Source organism: Streptomyces pseudoechinosporeus (genome assembly GCF_054783935.1).
Genome location: NZ_BAAGPS010000057.1, coordinates 40,553 through 63,782 on the forward strand (window position 1 = coordinate 40,553; position 23,230 = coordinate 63,782).

General features: G+C 69.6%; 16 protein-coding genes and 1 pseudogene. 11 read left to right on the forward strand and 6 right to left on the reverse strand.

From position 1 onward, the window contains the following. Positions 1 to 7: 7 nt before the first annotated feature. From ACYVO6_RS37355 to ACYVO6_RS37365, 3 genes and pseudogenes are all read right to left on the reverse strand, one after another. Positions 8 to 5,688: pseudogene (locus tag ACYVO6_RS37355) on the reverse strand (golvesin C-terminal-like domain-containing protein); the annotation flags it as partial. Positions 5,689 to 5,713: 25 nt separating this feature from the next. Then, positions 5,714 to 6,964 (reverse strand): helix-turn-helix domain-containing protein, encoded by a 1,251-nt coding sequence (locus tag ACYVO6_RS37360; RefSeq protein ID WP_461069245.1) that lies wholly within the window; start codon positions 6,962 to 6,964, stop codon positions 5,714 to 5,716. Between the two features lie 2 nt (positions 6,965 to 6,966). After that, positions 6,967 to 7,119 carry a hypothetical protein gene (locus ACYVO6_RS37365; RefSeq protein ID WP_169786196.1) on the reverse strand — a complete coding sequence of 51 codons (153 nt, stop codon included), beginning with the start codon at positions 7,117 to 7,119 and terminating at the stop codon, positions 6,967 to 6,969. 266 nt (positions 7,120 to 7,385) lie between these two features. On the opposite strand from ACYVO6_RS37365, the gene ACYVO6_RS37370 reads away from it, so the two are divergent. From ACYVO6_RS37370 to ACYVO6_RS37415, 10 genes are all read left to right on the forward strand, one after another. Next, a complete protein-coding gene (locus tag ACYVO6_RS37370; RefSeq protein WP_461069247.1) occupies positions 7,386 to 8,363 on the forward strand; it encodes a PorA family protein in 978 nt (325 codons plus the stop codon). A 225-nt stretch (positions 8,364 to 8,588) separates the two neighbouring features. Beyond that, entirely contained in the window at positions 8,589 to 9,740 is a 1,152-nt protein-coding gene (locus ACYVO6_RS37375; protein WP_461069249.1) for a glycosyltransferase family 4 protein, read from the forward strand. Then, entirely contained in the window at positions 9,737 to 10,519 is a 783-nt protein-coding gene (locus ACYVO6_RS37380) for a class I SAM-dependent methyltransferase (protein WP_461069251.1), read from the forward strand. The genes ACYVO6_RS37375 and ACYVO6_RS37380 overlap by 4 nt, the downstream gene beginning before the upstream one ends. Then, positions 10,516 to 15,111, forward strand: coding sequence for an alpha-(1->3)-arabinofuranosyltransferase (locus tag ACYVO6_RS37385; protein ID WP_461069253.1), 4,596 nt, complete (start codon positions 10,516 to 10,518; stop codon positions 15,109 to 15,111). The genes ACYVO6_RS37380 and ACYVO6_RS37385 overlap by 4 nt, the downstream gene beginning before the upstream one ends. Further along, positions 15,108 to 16,445, forward strand: coding sequence for a condensation protein (locus ACYVO6_RS37390; RefSeq protein WP_461069255.1), 1,338 nt, complete (start codon positions 15,108 to 15,110; stop codon positions 16,443 to 16,445). Before ACYVO6_RS37385 ends, ACYVO6_RS37390 begins: the two co-directional genes overlap by 4 nt. Next, a complete protein-coding gene (locus ACYVO6_RS37395; protein WP_461069257.1) occupies positions 16,442 to 17,185 on the forward strand; it encodes a class I SAM-dependent methyltransferase in 744 nt (247 codons plus the stop codon). The genes ACYVO6_RS37390 and ACYVO6_RS37395 overlap by 4 nt, the downstream gene beginning before the upstream one ends. A gap of 3 nt (positions 17,186 to 17,188) precedes the next feature. Then, positions 17,189 to 18,187: a hypothetical protein gene (locus tag ACYVO6_RS37400; protein ID WP_461069260.1), complete on the forward strand. Its 999-nt coding sequence runs from the start codon at positions 17,189 to 17,191 to the stop codon at positions 18,185 to 18,187. Further along, positions 18,184 to 18,417 carry a Trm112 family protein gene (locus ACYVO6_RS37405; protein WP_461069262.1) on the forward strand — a complete coding sequence of 78 codons (234 nt, stop codon included), beginning with the start codon at positions 18,184 to 18,186 and terminating at the stop codon, positions 18,415 to 18,417. Before ACYVO6_RS37400 ends, ACYVO6_RS37405 begins: the two co-directional genes overlap by 4 nt. After that, positions 18,414 to 19,325, forward strand: a complete 912-nt coding sequence (locus ACYVO6_RS37410; RefSeq protein ID WP_461069264.1) for an FkbM family methyltransferase — start codon at positions 18,414 to 18,416, stop codon at positions 19,323 to 19,325. Before ACYVO6_RS37405 ends, ACYVO6_RS37410 begins: the two co-directional genes overlap by 4 nt. Further along, positions 19,213 to 19,833, forward strand: a complete 621-nt coding sequence (locus ACYVO6_RS37415; protein WP_461069266.1) for a hypothetical protein — start codon at positions 19,213 to 19,215, stop codon at positions 19,831 to 19,833. Before ACYVO6_RS37410 ends, ACYVO6_RS37415 begins: the two co-directional genes overlap by 113 nt. Here the strand turns inward: ACYVO6_RS37415 and ACYVO6_RS37420 are convergent. Beyond that, positions 19,817 to 20,695, reverse strand: a complete 879-nt coding sequence (locus ACYVO6_RS37420; protein WP_461069268.1) for an ATP-grasp domain-containing protein — start codon at positions 20,693 to 20,695, stop codon at positions 19,817 to 19,819. The two genes, ACYVO6_RS37415 and ACYVO6_RS37420, sit on opposite strands and share 17 nt — an antisense overlap. Positions 20,696 to 20,865: 170 nt before the next feature. On the opposite strand from ACYVO6_RS37420, the gene ACYVO6_RS37425 reads away from it, so the two are divergent. Continuing rightward, complete coding sequence (locus ACYVO6_RS37425) at positions 20,866 to 21,933, forward strand: MerR family transcriptional regulator (RefSeq protein ID WP_461069348.1); 1,068 nt, start codon at positions 20,866 to 20,868, stop codon at positions 21,931 to 21,933. Between the two features lie 19 nt (positions 21,934 to 21,952). Here ACYVO6_RS37425 and ACYVO6_RS37430 read toward each other — a convergent pair whose 3' ends face one another. Together ACYVO6_RS37430 and ACYVO6_RS37435 are read right to left on the reverse strand one after the other, a co-directional pair. Further along, positions 21,953 to 22,444: a GyrI-like domain-containing protein gene (locus ACYVO6_RS37430; protein ID WP_461069270.1), complete on the reverse strand. Its 492-nt coding sequence runs from the start codon at positions 22,442 to 22,444 to the stop codon at positions 21,953 to 21,955. Positions 22,445 to 22,450: 6 nt separating this feature from the next. Further along, entirely contained in the window at positions 22,451 to 23,110 is a 660-nt protein-coding gene (locus ACYVO6_RS37435; RefSeq protein ID WP_461069272.1) for a hypothetical protein, read from the reverse strand. Positions 23,111 to 23,230: the final 120 nt, after the last annotated feature.

Sequence of the window (23,230 nt, forward strand, 5' to 3'; positions counted from 1 at the left end):
TCTCCTTCTTCTTCGCGACGTCCTGCGCCTTGTTCCCGTTGGGATCGTAGGCGTAGGTATGCGAGACGACGAGCGTGCCGTTGGGCTTCTTCTCCGTCGTCGACTTCAGCGCCGTGTCCAGGTAGTACGTGTAGTCAACGGTGTTGCCGTTGGCCTTGTTCTCCTGGAGCGTCAGACCACGGTCGGTGTACGTGTACGACGTCACCTTCGGGCTGGTGTCCGTCGCCGTCTTGCCGACCGAGACCGTCTTCACCAGCTCACGCAGGTCGTACGTGTACTTGGAGAACTGGTCCGGGTGTGTGACCGTGTCCGGTTGGCTGTTCGCGTCGTAGGTGTACGACGTGGACTTCTTCTCCGTGCCGGACAGCGACTCGGTCACCTTCTGGACCTGGTTGAGGCCCGTGTAGGTGATCGCGTACGCGTCGATCTTCGCGGTCGACGAGGTGTCGTCGATCAGCGTCAGGTTGCCGTTGAGGTCGTAGGAGTAGGCGAAATTGCTCTTCTCCGTGTCGGCCGGGTCGCCGCTGGTGTCACGAACCAGCTTCACTCCGTCCGCGACGACCACTCCGCCGCTGTTCTGGAACAGCTGCAGCTTGGCCGCGTTGCCCTGCTTGAAGGAGTACGAGCCCAGCGAGACCCAGGTGCCCTGGTTCGCGGTCGCGTTCTGGTCGATCGTCTTGTCGACCGTTCCGGACGCGTGGGTGAGCGTGTACTTGGCCGTCGTCGCGGTGCCCGTCACCTTGGGGAACTTCACGTACGCGGTGTACGTGCCGTCCTTGGGGACGTTGAGCGTCCACGTGAAGGCGTCCGAACCGGTGCCCGCCGCATGGGTCTCGTGGTTGTAGCCCTGCTGCCCGGCGATGTCTCCCTTCGTCCAGGTGCCGGTCTTCGAGGTGTTCTGGGTGTCGGAGTTGTCCACCAGGACGACCGACTTGCCCACCGGGACGCCGTCGTCGGACCGCGACTTCAGCGAGCCGTCGGGGTAGTACATCCAGGACATCGTGCGGTCCGAGGAGCCACCCGCCGAGGTCAGGGTCCGTTTGATCTGCTGACCCGACTCGTTGTAGTCGTAGGTCGTGGCGATGTCCCACGGGTCCGTGGACGACTTCGCCCACCCGTTGTCGAAGTAGCCGTAGGTCGTGTCGTTGCGGACCGTCTCACCGTCCGAGGGCGGCAGCGAGGTCTTCGCGACCCGGCCCACCTTGTCGTAGATGGTCTCCGTGTAGATGTTGGCGTTGTTGTAGCGGCTGTCCGCCGGGTCGTACGGCTGGTATTGCTTGGCCGGACGGTTCAGCTCGTCGTACTCGGTGCGGGCTGTGAAAGCGGTGGTCGTACCAGCCGCGACGGCACGCGGGCTGATCACCTTGGTGGTGTTGCCGACCTGGTCGTACTCGTACTTCGTCGTGCGGTACGTGATGGTCGACGTGCCGTCGCGCGGCACCTTGACCTCGGTCTGCTTGCCTCGCTCGTCGTAGGTGACGAGCGTGGTGTTGTTCTCCGCGTCCGTGGTCGAGGTGACCAGCGAGTCCTTGTCGTAGCCCCGCTTGGTGGTCTTGCCGGCCGCGTCCGTGACGACCGTGACGCGGTGGTCCAGGTCGTAGTCGGTCCTGGTCGTGTAGTCGGTCGTATCGGTGGTGGCGTTCTTCTTGGGATCGATGACCTTGGTGACGTTGCCGACGTTGTCGTACTCGTACGAGAGCTTGTCGCCCTTCGCGTTGGTCACGGAGGTGAGCTGGTCGATCGCGTCGTAGTTGTTCGTCGTGACGTAGTCGGTGGCGTCGGACGTCGTCGCTGTGCCCTTGGGCTCGGTCGTCGTCTTCAGGTTGCCGACCTTGTCGTAGGTGTACGTCGCGGTGCGCGGGTCGGTCTGGTTGTTCGCCGGCGCCGTCGCCGACGTGATCTGGTCCGTGTTGTCGTACACCGCCGTGGAGACCGCGCCGTTCGGCGCCGTCGACTTGGTGATGTTGTCGTTGGCGTCGTACTCCGGAGCCGGAGTGGTGATCAGGACGCCCGCGTCCTGGTCCTTCGGCACCGTGTTGACCAGCGGACGCCCGAACGTGTCGTAGGCCTGCGTGATCATCTTGGAGTTGGCGTCGGTGACCTTGGTGACCTGCCCCCGCTCGTCGTACTCGTACTTCGTCGAGTTGGACTTCGCATCCGTGATCGTCTTCGGGTAACCCGTCGGCCCGAAATCACTGTTCGTGGTCGGATGACCGTTGGCGTCCGTCGCCTTGGTCAGCTGCCCGTAGGAGTCGTACTCGTACGACGTGGTGTAGTCACCCGCCGTTGTCGTCGCGACACCCTTCGGGTCCGTGACCGTCTTCAGGTTGCCGAACGAGTCGTAGCCGAACTGCCAGGCACGGCCCTCCGGGGAGGTCTTGCGGAACAGGCCCGCCGAGTAGCCGTCGGCGCGCGTCTGGTACTCGTACTTCGACGCGTTGGCCGGCCACTTGGACACGTCCGTCACACAGGTGGACGTCTGGTCCGGCACGCCCGACTTGTTGTTCTCCGCGTCGCGCTGCCAGAGCGGATAACCCGTCTTCTGGTCGTAGCAGTACGCCGTCTTCGCCCCGTTGTCCTCCTCCAGGTACGTGACGTTGTTGTCCGCGTCCCAGCTCATCTTCGTGCTCTGGGACTTGGCGTTCGTCGTCTGGACCGGGCGGCCGAAGTCGTCCGTGACGTACTTCGTGGCGTGTGCCTCGGCGTCGGTCACCGTGGTGTCGGTGAACTTCGTGTTCGTGGCGTTGGCCGCGTACGCAAAGCCCGTCGTGCCGCCCAGACGGTCGGTGATGGTCTTGGTCCACCAGTGGTACTTCGGGTCGTCACCCGTCTGCGGGGCGTAGTACGCCAGCTGGGTGCCGTTGCCGCGCGGGTCGGTGGCGGTGACCAGCTTGACGTTCTTGTTGCCCTGGGTGGCGTCGTAGGTGAACTTGAAGGTCTTCGGCTGGCTGGAACCGTTGCCGTCGACCATGCGGCCCAGCAGGCCCTTGTCGGTGTAGTAGAAGGAGATCCTGCGCCCGGAGATGTCCGTGATGGACGCCACGTGGTCGTAGATCTTGGAGTTGTTGAGGCTGGTTCCTGAGACCAGGGCGCCGCTGTCGTTCACGTACGAGTAGGTCGCGTCGCCCTTGAGGTAGTAGCCGATGCGCAGCGATTTGCGGCCCGCCGGGTCGGTGATGTACTTCAGAAACTTGGTCGGCTTGTTGTTGGACCTGCGCTCCTCGTACGTGTACGTCTGCGTGTTGCCGTTCTTGTCGACGATCGACGTCAGGTAGCCGTCACAGCCGAAGAAGAACCGCGTGCCGTCCGGGCGCAGCAGCGTCCAGGCGTCCGGGACCGGGTCCTTGTCAGGCGTGCAGTCCAGGCCCGTCTTCATGGTGATCTTGTAGTGGACGCCCGCGGGGGCCTTCCACGTGCCGTCGGCCTGCTTGGTGAAGACGTGCGTGGTGCCATCGCCGTCGGGCAGGCGGATCTCCGTCGCGTTGGCGTTCGGGTTCGGGTGGAAGTCCAACGGTGCGCCCAGGCGGATGGGACCAGCCAGCTGCGCCGACCAGCCCGCACCCGAGACGGTGTCGCTCGTGTCCAGCGAGTTGTACGAGAACCTCGCGAACGTCGTCAGACCGCGGCCGGGGTTGCTGAACGCGTTGTACGACCAGACCGTGTTGCCCGAGGCGAGGTTGTTCATCACCGTTGAGCCGGCGCCGGTGTTCTTGCCGGTGTAGGAGTAGAACTTCTCCAGGCCCAGCGAGTTGGAGGTCGGATCCTCCACCGCCACGTTCTGCTTCAGGGACGGGATGCCGCCGGTTCCGGTGGACAGCCAGCTGCCGTCGGAGACCTTCCTGACGTCCCAGCCCAGCACGTAGTCCGTGCGCTTGTTGCCCGAATCGGAGTTGATCGGCGTCTTGACCTGTGCCTGGATCGTCGCCGACTGGCCGGGAGACAGGGCCGGGATCGCGGTGGACAGCTGGTTGCCGCCGGTCGTCACGTCCGTGCCGTCGGGAAGCTTCCAGGTGTACGACAGCTGCCGCTCACCGCTCGCCCAGGCCGAGCTCGTGGTGTTGGTGACCGTGAAGTTCACCGTGTATGTCGAGTTCGGGGTCATACGGGCCGGGGTCTGCGGCGCGTAGTACGTGTCCTCGGTCGTGGAGTCGACGTAGATCACGCGCAGCAGCGGGCCGATCTGCTGGTCGGAGGTCTCCGAGGCGAGGAACACCGTCCGCTCCTGCGGACCCGTGGCGCTCTCGTCCTTCAGCTTGATCAGCGCGCCCTTGTTGCTGGTCGGGGTCTTGATCCAGCCCTGGGTCAGTGACGTGGCGTCCCACCAGTGCCGGCCCACCTCGGAGACCGAGGCGACCGTGTCGGACACGGTCGACGAGAAGTCGCCGCCGGCCGCCGTCCACGCCGTCGAGGAGGTCGCGTTGTTCCAGGTGGTCGTCGTTTCGTCGAAGTCCTTGGTCAGGCCGTGGAGTTCGTAGATCGCGCCATTGGTGTCGGTGGTGGTCTCCGCGCCCCACATGAACAGCCGGGACTCCAGCACCGTGGCGGTGGTGGGTGGCAGGGCGCTCGCGGGGAACTTCATCACCGCGCGGGTCTTGCCGTAGGTCGGCGAGTTGTTGCCCACCGTCAGCCACTTCTGGCCTGCGCCGGCCGACCGGATGGCGTCCTGGTTGGTCGTCGGCTGAGCCGAGGACAGCGTCGAGTCGGTGACGCCCCCCGCGGTGCCCTGGATCAGCCGCATCGTGCGACCCGCCTGCGGGATGCCGACGATCCGCGTCGGCGAGCCCAGCAGCTGGCCGTCCACCGTCTTCACCGCGATCTGGTAGTAGTACGACCGCCCGATCTCCACCGTCTCAGAAGGGGGGACGGGGTCGCGGTGGTGTCCGTGTACGTCGTCGCGCTCTTGTCGATCGGTGCCACCAGCGTCGCCGCGGACGGTGTGAACGCCTGCCGCGTGGAGCGGTGCAGCTGGTACTCGGCGATGTTCAGGTCCGCATCGCCGGTCGTGTTGGAGTACGCCTTCCAGGTCAGCTCCGGGCCCGTGGAGTGCACCACCGTCGGCGAGTCCAGCGCGGTGCCGACCTTGCCGTACGTCACCGTCAGCCGCGGGATGGTCGACGTCTCGCCGCCGTACTCGCCGTCACCGGCCTCATAGCGCGGGCCGCCGATCGGGTTGCTCGCCTCGTCGGTGGACTTCAGCACGAAGCCGTGGTTGACGGCCGTGCCGTCCACCCACTGCTGCACCGTGTCGCTGACCGGGAAGCTGTGCCACCGGTTGTACTGACCCGCCAGCTTGGTGATCTTCGCCGGGTCGACCAGCCGCACCGCGTCCGCGACCAGCGCCTGACTGGTGGCCACCGAGGTGTCCTTGAGCTCGACCTTGTAGGCGCCGCCCTTGTTGAAGCTCAGCTCGTTGCCGCCGCCGCCCAGGGAGGTCCACACCCCGCCGGAGCCGGAGGTCTGGTTGACGGTGTAGGTGCTGGTGGCGCCGCCCGCCGCGGTCACCGTGTAGGGGGCGTTGGTGGCCCGGTTGGCGCCCTGCACATAGTGCGCGTCCACCCGGTAGGTGCCCGTCTCCGGCACCCGCACCGGCCAGGTGAAGCTGTCGCCCGTGATCGAGTCGAGGTTGTAGCGGAAGGTGTCCCCGACCGCGTTGGTCGTCGTGCCCGAGGTCGGCCAGACCCCGACCGCCATCGAAGGACGGCCGCGGCGCGGGTCAGCGCCGAGCCCGCGGATCCCCCAGCTCCCCGCGGAGCCGCTGCGCCCGCAACACCAGCTCCAGCTCGAAGCGCCGGTCCGGGTTGTCGATCTCGTCGCCCCAGAGTTCGCGGATCTGGCGCAGGCGGTAGCGGACGGTCTGGGGGTGGACTCCGAGGCGGGCGGCCACCTCGGGGGCTCCGCCCCGGGTCTCCAGCCAGGCCAGCAGGGTCTCCGCGAGGCGTCGCCCGTGGGTGGGCCCGCAGTGGGCCAGCGGTGCCAGGCACCGCAGCGCCAGGTCGTCGATCAGTTCCTCCGGCTGGAGGAGGACCAGGGCCTCGGTGTGTTCCGTGCAGTAGAGGACGTCTCCTGACGGCAGCAGGCCGCGCTCCATCAGCCGTACCGCCGCCTCCGCCCAGCGCAGCGACTTCGCCGCGTCGACCAGCGGTACGGGCGGGCCGATCGCGCCCGCCCAGCCGGTCATCGCGCGCCGCAGCAGCTCGGGGCGCCCGGCGGCTGCCGGGTCGGGCACGACCATCCGGGGCTGCTCGTACTCCATGTCCAGCAGTACGCCCTGTCCGACGGCGGGGGCGACGGCCTCCCGGGCGGGACGCAGCAGTACGCCCACCGCGACCTTGCCGGGAATCGGCCAGCCGATGCGCGCGGCCCGTTCGGCGAACGCCTCGGTCGGGTCGCCCCGGTGGTGCTCGGTGAGCAGCAGTTCCATCAGCCCGCGCTGGAGGCGCAGCCGTTCGCCGGCCTGCCGGGCCGCAGCCTCGGCGTAGCCGCGTACGGACTGGTCGACGAGCCCGTCCAGGTACTCGTAACCGGCGTCGACCAGCTCGTACATCGCGGGCGGCGGGATCTCCACGCGCTGCCCGATCTCGGCGAAACGGCGCCAGGCCAGGCGTACTCCCATCCGGTAGATCGCCTGGAGCGAGTCGAGGCTACGGCCGTTGAGGCCCTCGCCGCGGCCGAACTCCTGGAAGACCTCGGGGTGGACGCGCGGGCGGCCCTCGGAGCTCTCCAGATGCTGGATGAAGACCTCGATGGCCCGGCGGATGCCGATCAGCGCCATGGGCTCGCCGGAGTCGTCGAGCACGACGGGCAGATGGGGGTACTCGCGGCGGATCTCCCGCAGGATCTCCTCGGCGAGGTCCGGCGCCTCGGCCAAGGCGATGGCCGCGAACTGCCGGACCTGGAGGCGCGGTACGTCACGCCAGGCCGAACGCGTGCTGATGGTTCCCGTCGTTCCGGGGCGGAGCGCCATGGTCAGCGTTCCCGGCCGGCCGTCTCATACGTGATGAGTGGGGTGTTGGGCTGTTCCGGAGTCGCGTTCAGCAGCGCGACGATGCCGACGGCGGCACCAACGGCGAGTACGGCGGCGGCGGTTACCGTCAGCAGGGCGGCAAGCAGTCTGGGCATCGAAGAGTCAGCCCTCTCAGTCGAAAGGTGGTCCCACCGGGTTGAATGGTGGTCCCACCCCGGTCAACCACATCAGAAATCTGTGCGGCTGCCTGCCCATTCATACGCCCCAGCCGGCCCCTTCCGGCAGGGGACAGTCTCGACAATGCATTGACACTTCGTCAAGGGTGCGCCTACGGTTCCCGGCCCATACCGCTTGTGCACCCTCCCACCACTGTGTCCGCACATCCCTGTGCCGTGTCACCACAAGCCTCTGGAGTGCCCGGATGCGCCGCACCGCCTCACCGTTTTCGCTGATCATCCTGGGTCTGGGCGTGTTTCTGCTCGTCCTGGCCCCCCTGCTCGCCTGGTATGTCGAACCGCGTGCTAAGCAGAACCCGATCGACATCGACTCCAAGACCGTACTCACCGGCACGGGAAGCTACTTCGACACGGACGAAGTCGAAACCGTTCACAACAAAAAGATCACGATCACCCGGCAGGTCCGCGGCGATGTCGCCGACAGCGAGAAGAGCGGCCGGGCGGTCTGGGATGTTTCGACCACCCTCGACACCGAGAAGTCGCTGCCGGCGGCCGACCCGCATGACGCGCTGCTCTGGACGGTGGAGCGCTGGGTGACCAACCGGAAGACGAACGCTCCGGTGCACTGCTGCAAGGAGGAGCCGTACATCGAGGGCGAGGCGTATCTGAAGTTCCCCTTCGACGTGCAGAAGCGCGATTACCGCTGGTGGGACAGCACCCTGGGCTCGACGATCACCATGGAGTACCAGGGCAAGAAGAAGATCCAGGGGTACGAGGGCATGCAGTTCACCGCGAAGGTGGCGCCCGCCAAGAACGGCACCCGGATGGTGCCGGGCACCATCGTGGACCAGCCCGAGCGCAGCCAGGTGCTTGCCGAGGAGTGGTACGCCAACCACGGCCTCGAGCTGGTCGTCGACCAGGCCACGGGCCGGATCATGTACGCGGCGACCGGGATCCGTCAGACGCTGCGGGCGCCCGGCTCCGACGAGGACGCCGCGGTGCTGCTGGACGTCAAGCGCATCGCCTTCACCACGGACACTCAGAAGGAGCAGGTGAAACTCGCCAAGGCCGACAGTCGTCGACTGAGCCTGGTGGGACAGACGTTGCCCATCGGGGCGGGCGTGGCGGGCGGACTACTCACCATCGTGGGGGTCATTTTGGTGGTGCGCGGGCGTCCAAATCGTGAAACGTCCGAGTCGTCCCAGCAGCCGCTCACAATGTGATGAGACGTCAGCTCGATAAAGGCCGGAATTTGTCACCTGGGTGAGTAGCAGCATCGAACCGGTGGGCGAAAACTATCCACCCCCACCCAAACACAGCCTGCCCACACCATCGCCACAGCCGGTCCCACAACCACCACACATCCGCACCGCGTGAGCTTGCCGAAAACGCCGCACTTGCCGTACCCCCCACGCTGGTTCCGCACCCCGAGACGAGTTGGAGCACCAATGCCCCAGCACGTGCCTTCGTCGTTGCGCGCTGCTTTCCCCCGCACCGCGCAGCGACCCCCGGCGCATCCCCCGCAACCGCGCCGTATCGTCTTCCTCGCCCGCCGTGACTTCGGCAACGCGGCGGCGGGCGGCTCCGAACTCCTCGTCGACAAGCTCGCCGAGGGCCTGACCCAGCTCGGCCACCAGGTCACCCTGCTGTGCGGGGGGCCGGCCGCGCACCGCGACTACCGAGTCGTGTCGGCCGGGGGCGACCTCGGCCACTATCTGAAGGTCCGCTCGGCTTTCCAGCGCCAGGTCGGCGACTGCGATCTGCTGGTCGAGGTCTGCAACGGGATGCCGTACCTGGCGCCGTTGTGGCATCGCGGACCGACCCTGTGCCTGGTCAACCACGTACACACCGATCTGTGGAAGATGCGGTTCGGCGGTCCCCTTGCGCCCGCCGCCCGCCTCGGCCGAAGACTTGAGCACTGGGCGCTCGCGGGCGCCCAGCGCAAGAATCTGCTGGTCGCCGTCTCCCCGTCGACGGCACACGCGCTGCGCGACATCGGCGTCGAGCGTGAGCGCATACGGGTCGTCCACAACGGCGTCGAGGAGCCGGGCCCACGGTCCGAACGCTCCCCGGAGCCGCTGTTCCTGGCGATGGGACGGCTCGTCGAGTACAAGCGCATCGATCTGCTGCTGCGGCTGTGGGAGCGGGTCCGCCCGATCACCGGCGGCCGTCTGGTGATCGTCGGCGACGGGCCCGAACGCCGGCGCCTGGAGCAACTCGCGGGCCCCGGCGTCGAGTTCAAGGGCCATGTCTCCGAAGCCGAGAAGCACCGACTGCTCTGCGCCTCCTGGCTGCTGCTGCACCCCTCGGCCGTCGAGGGCTGGGGTCTGGTGGTGACCGAGGCCGCCGCCCGTGAGACTCCGGCCATCTCCTTCGACGTACCCGGTCTGCGGGACTCCATCGTGGACGGCGAGACCGGTCTCCTTGCCCGCGGCGAGTCGTCGTTCGCGGCGGCCTGGTGCACCCTCGCCCTGTCCGCCGAGCGCCGCACCCTGATGGGCAAGGCGGCCCGTGAGCGTGCCGCCCAGTACCGCTGGCACCAGACCGTGCGTCAGTTCCGCGCGGTGGCGGCGGAGGCGGTGAGGAGCTACCAGCCATGAGCACTTCCACGGGTTCCGGCAGAGGCACGGGCAAAGACAGACGTACGGGGACGGGTCTGAAGGACCCCTCGCTGCGCCGTTCCGTCGCCCTCTTCCGCGCCTTCCTCCATGAACAAGAAGACCCGGAGGCCTGCTACTCGCTGCTCGCCCGTGACGCCGTCGACCAGGTCGAGGCGTACGACGGTCCGGTCGATGGCCGGACCGTCGTGGACGTGGGCGGCGGGGGCGGCTGGTTCACCGAGGAGTTCCAGCGGCGCGGCGCGCACGCCTACCTCTTCGAGCCGGACGTACAAGAACTCGGCGAGAAGCCGCCCGAGGGCGCGGTCGTCGCGGACGGCTATCTGCTGCCGCTGGCGGACGGCGTCGCCGACGTCTGCTTCTCCTCCAACGTCCTCGAGCATGTGGCCGACCCGCAGACCTTCATCAGCGAGATGGTGCGGGTCACCAAGCCCGGCGGACTGATCTACGTGTCGTTCACCAACTGGCTGTCCCCCTGGGGCGGTCACGAGTGGGCGCCCTGGCACTATTTCGGTGCCGAGCGGGCCCGCGCCCGCTACCAGCGGCGTACCGGCAAGGACGCCAAGCACACCCTCGGCGAGAACCTCTTCGCCGTACATATCGGAACCACTCTGCGGCAGGTGCGCGCCAGGGACGACGTCACGGTCGTCTCGGCACGCTCCCGCTACTGGCCGTTCCTCGCGGAAACCGTCGCGAAGGCGCCGGGGCTGCGCGAGTTCGCCACCTGGAATCTCCTCCTCATACTCCGGCGGTATCCATGACCAGCACGGTCCAGTCGGCTCCTCCCCCGGCGCCGACACGTCCCCTCTCCCCTGTTGTGCCCGACCCCCCTGAGGGGCCGCGGTCACGACGGTGGCTTCTGGGGTTCTGGGCCGTGGTGTTCGTGCTGTTCCTGGCCGTGGACCCGGGCCGGCAGACCTTCGAGACCAAGCTCGGAGTGTCGGTCGATCCCTGGCAGTTCATGGCCGATCTCGGTCAGCTCTGGCACGACCGCGGCGGCTTCGGCGGTATCGCGGACCAGTACATCGGTTACGCCTTCCCGATGCTGCCGTACTACGCGCTGACCGACCTGCTGGGCATCCCGGTGTGGCTGGCCGAGCGGCTGTGGCTGTCGCTCGTCGTGAGCGTCGCCTTCTGGGGTGCGCTGCGGCTGGCCGAGCGGCTCGGCATCGGCAGCCGCCCGTCCCGGCTGCTGGGCGCGGTGGTGTACGCGCTGTGGCCGGTGTTCACCATCGTCGTCGGCTCGACCTCGGCGGCGGCGCTGCCGGGCGCGATGCTGCCGTGGGTGCTGCTGCCGCTGACGAACGAGCGCTACAGCGCGCGGATCGCTGCCCTGCGCTCGGCGCTGCTCATCCCCTTCATGGGCGGCGTCAACGCGGCGACAACTCTGGCCGCCCTCCTGCCCGTCGGCCTGTATCTCCTCTCCCGCCCCCGCGGCCCGAGGCAGCGCAAGCTGATCGCCTGGTGGGTGCCGGGGGTGATCCTGGCGACGGCCTGGTGGGTGATCCCGCTGCTGCTGCTCGGCTTCTACGGCGAGAACTTCCTTCCGTACATCGAGAGTTCGCAGACCACCACGGCCACCATGTCGGCCACGGAGATGCTGCGCGGCGCCGGTAACTGGGTCGCCTATCTGAACTTCGGCGAGGCCTGGCTGCCCGCCGGCTGGACCGTCGCCTCCTCGGTCGTCGTGATCGTCTGCTCGGCCCTCGCGGCCGGCCTCGGTCTCGCCGGGCTCGCCCGCCGCGATCTGCCCGAACGGCGCTGGCTGGTCCTGGTCGTGCTGTCGGTCGCGCTCATCACCCTTGCCGGGTACGCCGGTTCGTTCGGCGCGCCCTTCCACGAGACCTTCCAGGGCTGGCTGGACGGCAGCCTCGCTCCCTTCCGCAACATCTACAAGTTCCAGGTGGGCCTCGCCCTCGCGCTGGTCTTCGGGCTGATGCACCTGGTCGGCGTCGCCTCCGAGACACGGGGCGCGCGTCCCGTACGCGGCCGGCGGTTCGCCCCGCTGATCGCGGCGGTGCTCGTGCTGCCCGGTCTCGCGCTGCCCTACTTCAACGGGTCGATTCTGCAGCCGGGTTCGTTCCAGGAGCTGCCCAAGTACTGGCAGGCCACGGCCGACTGGCTGGAGAAGTACTCCCCCGACTCCCGCGCCCTCGTCGTCCCCGCCACCGCGCACGGCATCTACACCTGGGGTTCCTCCATCGACCAGCCCCTCGATGTGCTCGCCGAGTCCCGCTGGGCGCAGCGCGACTATGTGCCGTTCGGCACCGCGGGCAACCGGCGCGCCATGGACGCGGTCGAGCAGGCGCTGCTGACCGGCGGCGAAGTCCCGGGCCTGGGCGACTACTTGAGCCGGGCCGGGCTCCACTACGTCGTCGTACGCAACGATCTCGACCCGGACCAGATGGGCTACGTACCGACCACGACCGTCAAGCGCACCCTGGAGGAGTCGGGCTACCGCCGGGTCACCGGCCTCGGCCCGGTGATGACGGGCGGGACGATCCCGGAAGACACCCCGGTGCAGATCGAGGGCCTGTATCCGCGGCACCGCGCCGTCGAGATCTACGAGCCGGCCGAGGACGTGCAGCGGCCCGGGCAGGCCGGACTGAAGGCGGTCGCCGACACGGCCGTCGTCTCCGGCGGTCCTGAGGCACTGCTGCCGATGTCCGCCGATCCGGCGATGCGCGACCGGCCCGCCGTGCTCACCGGTGACAACCACCCCGGGCTCGGCACTCCCCCGCTCCAGGTGACGGGTGACGGGCTGCGGCGCGCCGACACACGGTTCGGTCTTGTCAACGCCAACACCTCGTACACGTACACCCGCGACGAACGCAATCACTCCGGCAGCTTCCAGGACGCCGGTGAGAAGCCGCACCAGATCCTGCCGACGGAGGGCATCGAGCACCAGACGGTGGCCGAGCTGCGCGGCGCCCGCTCGGTGACCGCGTCGACGAGCGGCAACTGGATGTTCTATCTGCCGCAGTACGACCCCGTGAACGCCTTCGACGGCAATCCGAACACCGCGTGGGCCGAGGGCGCCGCGGGTTCGGCGAACGGTGAGTGGCTGCGGATCGGCTTCACGGAGAAGACCGACATCCCCTCCTCGATCCGGGTCACGCCGCTGCCGCAGGACAGTGTGCGGTCGGCGCCCACCCGGGTCCGGGTGGAGACCGAAAACGGCTCCGCGACGAGCTACCTCCAGGCCAACGGCATGCGGCAGCGGATCAAGGCGCCTGAGGGCGAGACGGACTGGCTGCGGATCACCATCGTCGACTCGGTGGCCCGGCATGCCGGTCTCACCGGGGCCGGTTTCTCCGAGATCAGCATCCCCGACGTCCAGGTGACCCGTATGCTGCGGCTCCCCAGGGACGCCGAGCGCACCGAGGCCGCCGCCGAGGTCGTCTCGCTGCACCGGGCCTCCGACCCGGGCGGCTTCTCCCCGACGGGCACGGAGGCAGGCCTGCACCGCCGCTGGAACTCCGAGGCGGCAGGCTCGTACGAGGTGAAGGCGAGCGCGGTCCCGATCCCGAGCGCCGAACTCGACGAGCTGCTCTACCGGGTGGCGCCCGAGCAGCAGAACCAGATCACCGCGACCGCCGACTCCACGGCCGGCCTCGGCGTCGGTCTCTCGCCCCGCAATCTCACCGATGGCGATCTGACCACCGCCTGGATCGCCGGGGACAACCCCACGATCCATCTGCGCTGGCCGGACAAGCAGGCCGTCGACGAGATCGTCCTGCCGCCCGCGGGCGGTCTGTCCACCCGGCCCACCAAGGTGAACATCAGCTCGCCGGACGGCGCGGCGATCGCCAATGCCGACGAGAACGGCATCGTGCGCTTCCCCGCGATCACCACGGACCGGCTGGACATCACGATCACCGACACCGCGGAGCTGACCGTCCACAACCCGGTCGTCGACGACGATCTGCAGCTGCCGGTCGGCCTCACCGAGGCGTACATCCCGGCGCTCGACCAGTACCGCACCCCGCAGCCCGACGTCGACCGCACCTTCAACGTGCCGTGCGGCCAGGGCCCGACGCTCGCCATCGACGACGAGCTGTACGAGACCAGCGCGTCCGGGACCGTCGAGGACCTGGTGGAGCGGCGGCCCATCGAGGTGACGCTCTGCCAGGAGGGCCGCGCGGACACCTCGCTCTCCCTCGACTCGGGCGCGCACCGCGTCGAGGCGGGCGACGCCGGGCCCCTGGCGGTCACGGACGTCACGCTGACCCGCGGCACGGTCTCGGCCCCCTCCACGACCGAACGTGAGCTGGAGATACGGGACTGGCTGGGCGACCTCCGCGAGGTGAGCGTCGGCTCGGGCGCGGCCTCGTATCTGACGACGTACGAGAACTTCAACGACGGCTGGAAGGCCACGCTGAACGGCGACGAGCTGGACCCGGTCCGGCTCGACGGCTGGCAGCAGGGCTGGCGGATCCCGGCGGGCGAGGGCGGCACCATCAAGATGTCGTACGAGCCCTCCACGACGTACGAGGCCGGGCTGATCGGCGGCGGGGTCGGGGTGCTCGCGCTCGCGGGTCTCGTCCTGTACCGGCGCAAATCGCCCAACACCGACGAGCGTTCGCCGCTGCCGCCCGCCCCCGGGATGATCCTGGGCACCGTGGCGCTCACGCTGGTGGCTGCCGTGATCGCCGGGTTCTTCGCGCTGCTGGTGCCGGTGCTCGCGTTCATCGCGTGGAAGCGGCACTCGCTGCTGGTGCCGATCGCGTTCGTCGCGCTCGCGGGGGCCGGGATCGCCGCCGCCACGGGTGCGGGGACGCCGGCCTCGGCGGACGAGGGGTCGTTCGGGTCCGCAGCCCAACTGCTGGCGCTGATCGGGCTGTTCGCGGGGCTGGTGTCGGTGCGGGGCGCCGAGCTGGAGCCTCAGGGCGCTCAGGCGGCTGTGCCTCCGGGGTCGCAGCCCGGAGGTCCCGGTGGCTTCGGTGTTCTACCGCCTGTGCCGCCGCCCGCGCCCGGTGCGGAGGCGCCGACGGCGCCGCTGCCGCATCGGCAGCGCGGGGAGACGTACGGGCCGACCGAGACAGCGTCTGGGTCGGGGGCGCCCGAGGCCGGGGCTCCGTCGGGAACAGGTGCGGCTCCGGTGCCGGAGCCGGGTCCGGGTGCGCCAGGAGTGCTGCCGCCGCCCCGGACGCCGGAGGAGGAGTCGCCCGAGACGCCGCCGAAGTACGAGGCCGGGCCCACCGTCTCCGCGCGGGGCCCCGAGTCGGATCGGCGGATACCCGATCCACCGACCGTCCGCTTCCCGCTCCGTAAGCCGAAGTTCAAGGCGACACGGTCCGAGGAGACGGCACCGCGGGACAAGGAAGAGACGGGGGAAGGCGAACCCACATGACCACCCTGGACCACCCGGCGCGCGACGGCACGGACGGACCCGTCCGCCCGCCCGCCCGGATCCCGTTCCCCGTCGTGGACGAGGTCGCCCGGCACTGCCTCCAGGAGGAGGAGCCGGAGACCGTCCACATCGAGGTGCACGTGCCGGGCCACCTGGACGCGGCCCGGCTGAAGACGGCGTTCATCGAGGCCCTGCACCGCCACCCGCGCATCCTGATGCGGGAGGCCGCAGGGCCCTGGTACCGCCGCCGCTACGAATGGGAACTCACCCCCGAACCGGACGTGGCGGAGGTGGTGACGTTCCCAGCACCGGACCGCGACGCCCTGAAGCACGCCCGGGACAGGGCGCTGGCCGCCGCCCCGCCCCTGTCGGCGTCCCCGCCGATCAGGCTGGAGGTCGTACGCGATCCGGAGGACGACGGCACCGTTCTCTTCCTCACCATCAACCACACCGCCCTGGACGGCCCCGCCTGCCTGAGGGTCCTGGCCACCGCGGCCGAGGTCTACGGAGGCCGCGACAACTCCCCCGCCGCGCCCCCGACCCGTACAACGGGCGCCGCCTCCACGGAGGTTGACGCCCCCTCCAGCTGGACCCCGCCCGCCCGGGTCGCCCACGGCACCCCCGAGCCCTCCCCCGGCAACGGCATGCTCGTGTCCGAGCTGCGCGTGCCGCACCGGCCCAAGGGCTCCCCCTACACCGTGAACGACCAGCTCATGGTGGCCACCGCGCTGATGATCACCCACTGGAACCGGGAACACGGCGCCCGCCCCCGGCCGATGCGCATCACGATGCCGGTGGACGACCGGCCGCGCGGCACGGACATGCCCATCGGCAACGGCACCCGGCTCGTCGAAGTCCCGTTCGCACCCGAGGAGCTGGACGCCTCCGACCTGCCCCGCCTGTTGCGCCGTACAGCCGACCGCACCCGCGCCCTCAAGGCCCAGCCCCGGCCCCAACTCGGCCACGGAGCCGCCCTGTTGACCGCTCCCTGGGCCCCCGTACCCTGGCGGGCCGCACTCACCAGAGGCCTGCGCAAAGCCGCCGCGCCCTGGACGTCGACGACCCTGCTGAGCAACATCGGCCGCGTCCCCTACCCCCTCGACTTCGGCGAGGGAGCGGGCCGCGCGAACGCGGTGTGGTTCTCCGCCCCCGCCCGCATGCCCCGCGGACTGACCGTCACGACGGCCGCCACGGCGGGCCGGCTGCACCTGGCGCTGCGCTGGTCCCGCACCCTCCTCAGCCACGGCGACGGCTGCCACCTCCGCGACCTGTTCGAGCACTACCTGCACGCGACGGAACACGGCCAGCAGCCCACGAGGGGGAACGGCCCATGACCACCGCCCCGCCCCGCCGCGAACGACCGCACGGCCTGAGGGACTTCTACGAGGACCCGGACGTCACCGTCGCCTCCGGCACCCCCCGCAGCCTCCGCCAGGCCCGGATGCTCGCCGACGCCCTCGGCCCGGCCACGTCCGGCGCACAGACCGTCATCGACATCGGCTGCGGCGACGGCACCGCCGCGGCGACCGCCGCCCCGCTCCTCGCGGGCCACCGCATCATCGGCGTCGACTGGTCCCAGGACGCCCTGAAACGCGCGCACACCCACATCCCGTACGCGGTACGAGGCGAACTCACCGACGGCGGGCTGCCGTTCCAGTCCGCCAGTGCCGACGCCGTCCTGTTCAGCGAGGTCATCGAACACCTCGTGGACCCCGACGCGGCCCTCGACGAGATCCACCGGATCCTGCGCCCCGGAGGTCATCTCATGCTCTCCACCCCGAACCTGGCCGCCTGGTACAACCGGGCCCTGCTCCTCGCCGGCGTCCAGCCCGTCTTCTCCGAGGTGAGCCTGCGCGCCATCCACGGCCGCCCCGGCAAGGAGGTCGTGGGCCATCTGCGGCTCTACACCGCCCGCGCGCTACGGGAGTTCGTGGCCGCCTCGGGCTTCGAGGTCGTACAGCTGCGGGGCGCGCCCTTCCACGGCGTACCGCGCCCGATGCGCCCACTGGACCGGCTGGCGTGCCGGGCACCGTCCATGTCCTCGATCCTGCTCCTGCACGCCCGGAGGACGTAGCCCATGTGGTGGGGGGTAGCGGCGGCGCTGCTGGCGAACGTTCTGTACAGCACCGGTTTCGTCCTGGAGAAACGGGCGCTGACGGCCATGCCCTCGGTGAGCGTCCGCGAACCAGCGCGCCTGCTACGTCTCGTCCTCGGCAGCCCGCTGTGGATCGGCGGCTCCCTCGCCCTGGCCAGCGGCTTCGGCGCCCAGCTCGTCGTCTACCGCACCCTGCCGATCGCCGCCGCCCAGGGCATCTTCGTCTCCGGCCTGGTCATCCTCGTCCTGCTCTCCTCGAAACTGCTCGGCGAAGAGACCTCCGGCCGCGAGCGGTACGCGCTCGGCGCCATCCTCGCCGCACTGCTGATGGTCGTACTGTCGCTGAACGAACGCTCCGACACCGTCAGCCGCAGCGCCCCCGTCTCGACAATCCTGCTGGTCTGCCTGCCGACCCTGGCGACGGGCGTCTGGCTGTACGGCTCCGCCGAGCACCGCGCCCGCCGCCGGCACCGTATGCCGACCACGGGGGTCGAATACGGCGTGGCGGTGGGCCTGTTGTACGGAGTGAGCTCGCTGGCCATCAAGGGCGTGTCGAGCTACCTGACGACAGACGGCCTCGGCGGAGCGGTGCTCGACCTGCTGGTCTCCCCGTATCCCTACATCCTGCTCTTCACCGGCGCGTTCGGCCTGATCATGTCGCAGGCGGCGCTGCAACGCAGCCGGGCCTCGCTGATCGTGCCGGTCTGTACGACGGTGACCGCCCTGTTCACGGCGGTGCTCGGCACCCTCGCGTTCGGCGAGGCGCTTCCCGAGGACCCGATACGACTCGCGCTGCGCCTCGGCGGTACGGCGCTGGCGGTCTCCGTACTCCTCGCGATGCCCAAGCACGACCCGCCGGCGAAGCCGGAGCCCCGACCGTCGGACCCGGAACCGCCGTCGGAGCCCGAGCCACCCTCGGAGCCCGAACGGCCGTCGGAGTCCGAACACCCCACCCCCACCCGGGAGTTGACCCCACCATGAAACCTGACGACCCGCTCCTGAAGATCCTGGCGTGCCCGCTGGACAAAGGGCCCCTGCACCTCCTCGTACAGGAACCGGAGGAGCCGGGAGGGCCGGGCGACGCCCTCTACAACCCACGCCTGCAACGCCGTTACCCGATCATCGACGGCATACCGCAGCTCCTCCCGTCATCCGGCGAGCAGGTCACGGAGGACGAGCACGAGGAACTACTGAAACGGATAGCCCCATGACCTTGGCGGCCCGCCTAGCCCCTTTCATCCCGCTCCGCCTCGTCGCCGCAGCAGCCCGGTTCGTCTACCCGCGCTTCGAGCCCGAGCTGGCCCGGCTCCCCGAGCTGTGCCCGCCGGACTGCGGCACGGCCGTGGACGTCGGCGGCTGGTACGGCCCCTGGACGCGCCGTCTGTCGGACCGGGCCCGCCGCGTCGTGACCGTAGAGCCGGTTCCGCACCTGGCCCGCTTACTGACGGACGCCACCCCCGGCAACGTACGGGTGGTCCGCGCCGCCGCCAGCGACCGCCGGGGCACCGCCCGGCTCTGGCTGCCGCCCGGCGACCAGGGCGACCGCGGCGTCTCCTCACTCATCCGCCGGGACATCCACGCCCGCGCCCTGGACGTCCCCTGCCTCACCCTCGACAGCCTGGACCTCCACGACGTCGGCTTCATCAAGATCGACGTCGACGGCAACGAACTCGCGGTCCTGCACGGCGCCACCGCCCTGCTGACCCGCGACCGGCCGGCCCTGTTCATCGAGCTGGAGGCCCGCATCCAGCCGATCGCCCCGGTCGTCTCCCACCTCGCCCAGCACGGTTACGAGGGCTGGGTCCTGCCCGGCGACACCTGGCTCCCGCTGTCCTCCTTCGATCTGGAAGCCCATCAGGAGCGCGCCTCGCACGTCGTCTCCCAGGGCCTGGTCCGCCGGGTGCTGCCGTTCCGCGGCCACCGCTACATCCGGTACGTGAACTCCGTCCTGTTCCTCCCGGACGGCCGCCGCCCGGGCGAGCACCCCGTACGCGACGATGGGACGCATGCCCGCCGCGAAGCGACCCACCAGCCCCTTCACCCGGCTCGACTTCCAGCTCGTCCTGCTGCGCCGCATGGCCGACCACAATCCGGACCTGGTCGAGGACGCCCGTCATGAGCTGGGCGTCTCGATCGCCGAGATGCGCGAGGCCAACCGCCGCTGGCAGGCGATGATCCGCGGCCCCCGCTCCCGCTCGGCCGCTTCGCGCTACCACTCCGTCCTCGGCCAGCCGGAGTCGGTGACGACCCGGAAGATCGGCGACCTGGAGTGCGAGGCCCGGCTCTGGTCCGTCCCCCTGTGGCCGGATCTCCGCTTCGAGGTGCTCCTCGCCCCGAACGGAGCGGTCTGGAACGAGTGGCTGGTACGGGCGCCGGGTGCGGCGGAGCCTTCCTTGCGCACGCTCGACGACCTCCGCCCCTGGTCCTGCACCGTCGACGAGGCGGCCCGCGCCTTCGCTCCCGTCCGGCCACTGGAGGGGACGGCGCCGACACGGTGGGGACTGAAGTTCCAGGCGCCGGACGCATCGGGCGTACGACGGGACTGCGTGGCGGAGTTCACGTGGGGGCTGTTGCAGCGGGTGGCCGTCAGCGGCGGCGAGGGCGTCGCCGTCAGCGGGCAGCCTTGACGATCGCCTCCGCGACGACCGGCACCGAGTCCGGGTGCAGGAAGAGGAAGAGGTTCGGCTCGATCAGCTCCAGCTCCATCACGCGGGGCTCGCCGTCGTCTCCGTCCACGAGGTCGACGCGGGCGTAGAGCAGTTCGGGGTCGCCGGGTACGGCCGCCAACGCCCGTTCGGCTACGGCGAGTTCGGCGGGGGTCGGCTCCCAGGGCCGGAGGTTCGGGTGCGGGACCTTGTCCTCGTCGTAAGCGGTCCCGGGTTCGAGGACGGCGCCCTTGCGTATGGCATGGAGGAATCGCCCGCCGATGAACTGGAGGGCCCGTTCGCCCACCGTATCGATGCTCCGGACGTACGGCTGCACGATCGCGGTCAGCCCCTCCGCGTGCATCCGCGCGAGGTGACGTACGGCCGTTCCCCGCTCCCCTGGCGCGTAACGGGCGGCGTACCGGGCCCCTGCCCCCGAGGTGGGCTTGATGACGTACTCCTGCTCCTCGGGCAGATCGACCGGGTCCCCCGGAGCGAGGAAGCGCGTGTCGACGACGGGAATCCCGGCCGCCCCGAGATCCCCCAGGTACCGCTTGTCGGCGTTCCACCGCACGACGTCGGCCGGATTGGCGAGCGTCGTGGCCTGCCCGCACCGCTCGGCCCAGGCCACGAACTCCGCGGCCCGCCAGGTGTAGTCCCAGGTCGACCGGATCACGGCGAGATCGAAGCCCGCCCACTGGACCTCCGGGTCGTCCCAGCACACGACGACAGCCTCGGCCCCGGCCTCCTCCACCGCGCCCGCGAGCACCGGCAGGTCGCGGTCGTAACCGGTCTCCCGCACCTCCCGGCAGGTGACGAGCGCGATGCGGGTGCTGTGTGTCACGGGGACTCCTCGTCCGTACGCCGATTCCAGCGGTTCGGCCCGCAGGCTAACAATCCGACCGGAACCGAAGCACCTGGAATTGACCTTCCCCTTTGGGGAGGCCACAGCATCGGTGGCGAGACGAGGAGCGACTGGCTCGCGAGATCGTGCGTATGAGATTCGGGGTTCGCATGGAGATGCTGACGATCGGGGCGTTCGCCAAGGCGTGCCGGCTGTCGCCGAAGGCGCTTCGGCTGTACGACGAGCTGGAGTTGCTGCGGCCCGCGCGAGTGGACCCGGAGACCGGGTACCGCTATTACGCGCCCGAGCAGCTTGAGCAGGCGCGTCTGGTGGCGTGGCTGCGGCGGCTCGGAATGCCGTTGGCCCGGATACGGCAGGTCTGCGCCCTCGAACCAGCGTCCGCCGCGGCGGAGATCCGCGCGTACTGGGCGCGGGTCGAGGCCGAGACGGCGACCCGCCGTGACCTGGCGGCCTTCCTCGTCGACCACCTTTCACAGGTTCCGAGGAAGGACACCACCATGCTGGAACTCCGTTACGCCGCCCTCTCCGACACCGGCCTGGTCCGCCCCGCCAACCAGGACACCGCTTACGCGGGCACCCGCGTCCTGGCCGTCGCGGACGGCTTCGGGCCGGCGGGTGCCCCCGCCAGTACGGCCGCGGTCGAGGCCCTCAAGTTCCTGGACACCGAGCCGCTTCCGGCGGGCAGTGTCCTCAACCTCCTGGAGGACGCTGTCCAGGGCGCGACGCAGGCGGTCCAGGACGTGACCCGGAACCCGGAGGAGGACGGCACCACGCTCACCGCCATGCTCTGGACCGGCTCCCAACTGGCCCTGGTCCACATCGGCGACAGCCGCGCCTACCTCCTGCGCGACGGCGCCCTCTTCCAGATCACCCACGACCACACCATGGTCCAGTCGATGCTCGACGAGGGCCGCCTCACCCTGGAGGAGGCCATGGTCCATCCCCAACGCGCGCTCCTACTGAAGGCGTTGACGGGCGCCGGACCGGCTCCCGCTCCCGACGTGCGACTGCACGACGCGCTTCCGGGCGACCGCTATCTCCTCTGCTCGGACGGCCTCTCCAGCGTCGTCCCGGACTCGGAGATCCAGGAAACCCTGACCACAATCCCCGTCCCCGAACAGGCAGTTCGCGCCCTGATCATCGCGGCGAACAACTCCGGAGGCCCGGACAACGTGAGTTGCGTGGTCGCCGACGTGGTGACGACCGAATCGCGCTGAGCGCGGAGCTGAGCTGTTGTCACGACCGGATCGGCACCCACAGCTCGATCTGGTCGTGCCGACGGTAGAACTCGACCAGGGGCCGGTCGTCATCGGCCGGCAGCATCGCCTCCAGCTCGGCCATCCCGTCGCCGATTTGCCCGTAAATCTGGGGAGGTTCGCCGACCAGACGACCGCGCAGGTAGGAACCTCCTGGCAAGGTGCCGAGCTGCAGATCCAAGAGGTCGGGCCGGTCGTCCTCCTTGACCGGCGTGCAGACCGTGTAGGTGTTCTGGCGTACGTCGATCTGCGCGTACATCTTGCGTCCGCGCAGCCCGACCAGCTTCTCGAACGACGGCCAGAGCTGCTGAATGCGGGGCAACTCGTCGACGGTGGTCTGCTGCATGACGGCGACGTCCGGCCGCTCAATGCGATCGGGCGGAGCGGAAAATACAGATGTTGTCATGGCACCGAATACAAGCACCCGGCACTGACATCCGGCCCGGCCGAACCGGCGGGCGTCTACGGTCACCGCCCGCTACGAATTCGGCGACGTAAGGCAGTAAGTGAGGTCGTGGAAGGTGCCGGCCTTGGCGTCGAAGTCGGGGGCCTTGCTGTAGAAGAGGGCGGCGGCGTTCGGATCGCCGTACGACGTGGACTGGCGGCACGCGTCGGGGCCGTCGCCCCTGACGATCCGCTCGAGGCGCACCACGGCTTTCGGGTCCGTGCACTCCACGCGTGGTCCGGTGGCCACGCGTACGTCGAACCCGCTGTAGCAGTCGCCCTCGTTGCCGTAGAGCATCAGGCACAGGCTGGGCTTGTCGTTGCGGAAGTCGAAGCCGGTGTAGTCGTCCCTGATGCAGAGGTCCGACTTGCCGTTCGGCACCAGCCTGGTCACCCGGGCCACCGCGTTGCGGTGGGCGCAGTCGACCACCCAGACCTCGCCGCCCTGCCGGGGCCCGTCGGAACCGACGCAGTCGCCCTCCCGCGGGGTGGTGGTCGGCCGGATGTCCGCCTGCGAAGAGGGTGGACCGGACGAGGAACGATCCGACGGGCTGCGGTCGGACGAGGTGGACGGCGCGCTCGTGGCGCTGGTCGGTGTGTTGCCCACCGCGTCGGACCCGGTCTCGGTCCCGCACGCGGTCAGCAGGGCGGCCGCGACAAAGCCGCCGACGAACAAGGGGACTTGTCTCCGCATCACGACTCCGGGGTGGCTCGGCGGACCATCGATGGTCTGTTCGTGATACGTGTCTACACGGACTCTCCGGGACCCCTCCCCGCCGCCCGTCTGCGACATCGAGGATGTGGTGTTGCGGCG

Coding starts and splice junctions, on each gene's coding strand:
- ACYVO6_RS37360 (WP_461069245.1), bottom strand. CDS start 6,964: ATGGCGCTCCGCCCCGGAACGACGGGAACCATCAGCACGCGTTCGGCC.
- ACYVO6_RS37365 (WP_169786196.1), bottom strand. CDS start 7,119: ATGCCCAGACTGCTTGCCGCCCTGCTGACGGTAACCGCCGCCGCCGTA.
- ACYVO6_RS37370 (WP_461069247.1), top strand. CDS start 7,386: ATGCGCCGCACCGCCTCACCGTTTTCGCTGATCATCCTGGGTCTGGGC.
- ACYVO6_RS37375 (WP_461069249.1), top strand. CDS start 8,589: ATGCCCCAGCACGTGCCTTCGTCGTTGCGCGCTGCTTTCCCCCGCACC.
- ACYVO6_RS37380 (WP_461069251.1), top strand. CDS start 9,737: ATGAGCACTTCCACGGGTTCCGGCAGAGGCACGGGCAAAGACAGACGT.
- ACYVO6_RS37385 (WP_461069253.1), top strand. CDS start 10,516: ATGACCAGCACGGTCCAGTCGGCTCCTCCCCCGGCGCCGACACGTCCC.
- ACYVO6_RS37390 (WP_461069255.1), top strand. CDS start 15,108: ATGACCACCCTGGACCACCCGGCGCGCGACGGCACGGACGGACCCGTC.
- ACYVO6_RS37395 (WP_461069257.1), top strand. CDS start 16,442: ATGACCACCGCCCCGCCCCGCCGCGAACGACCGCACGGCCTGAGGGAC.
- ACYVO6_RS37400 (WP_461069260.1), top strand. CDS start 17,189: ATGTGGTGGGGGGTAGCGGCGGCGCTGCTGGCGAACGTTCTGTACAGC.
- ACYVO6_RS37405 (WP_461069262.1), top strand. CDS start 18,184: ATGAAACCTGACGACCCGCTCCTGAAGATCCTGGCGTGCCCGCTGGAC.
- ACYVO6_RS37410 (WP_461069264.1), top strand. CDS start 18,414: ATGACCTTGGCGGCCCGCCTAGCCCCTTTCATCCCGCTCCGCCTCGTC.
- ACYVO6_RS37415 (WP_461069266.1), top strand. CDS start 19,213: ATGCCCGCCGCGAAGCGACCCACCAGCCCCTTCACCCGGCTCGACTTC.
- ACYVO6_RS37425 (WP_461069348.1), top strand. CDS start 20,866: ATGGAGATGCTGACGATCGGGGCGTTCGCCAAGGCGTGCCGGCTGTCG.
- ACYVO6_RS37435 (WP_461069272.1), bottom strand. CDS start 23,110: ATGCGGAGACAAGTCCCCTTGTTCGTCGGCGGCTTTGTCGCGGCCGCC.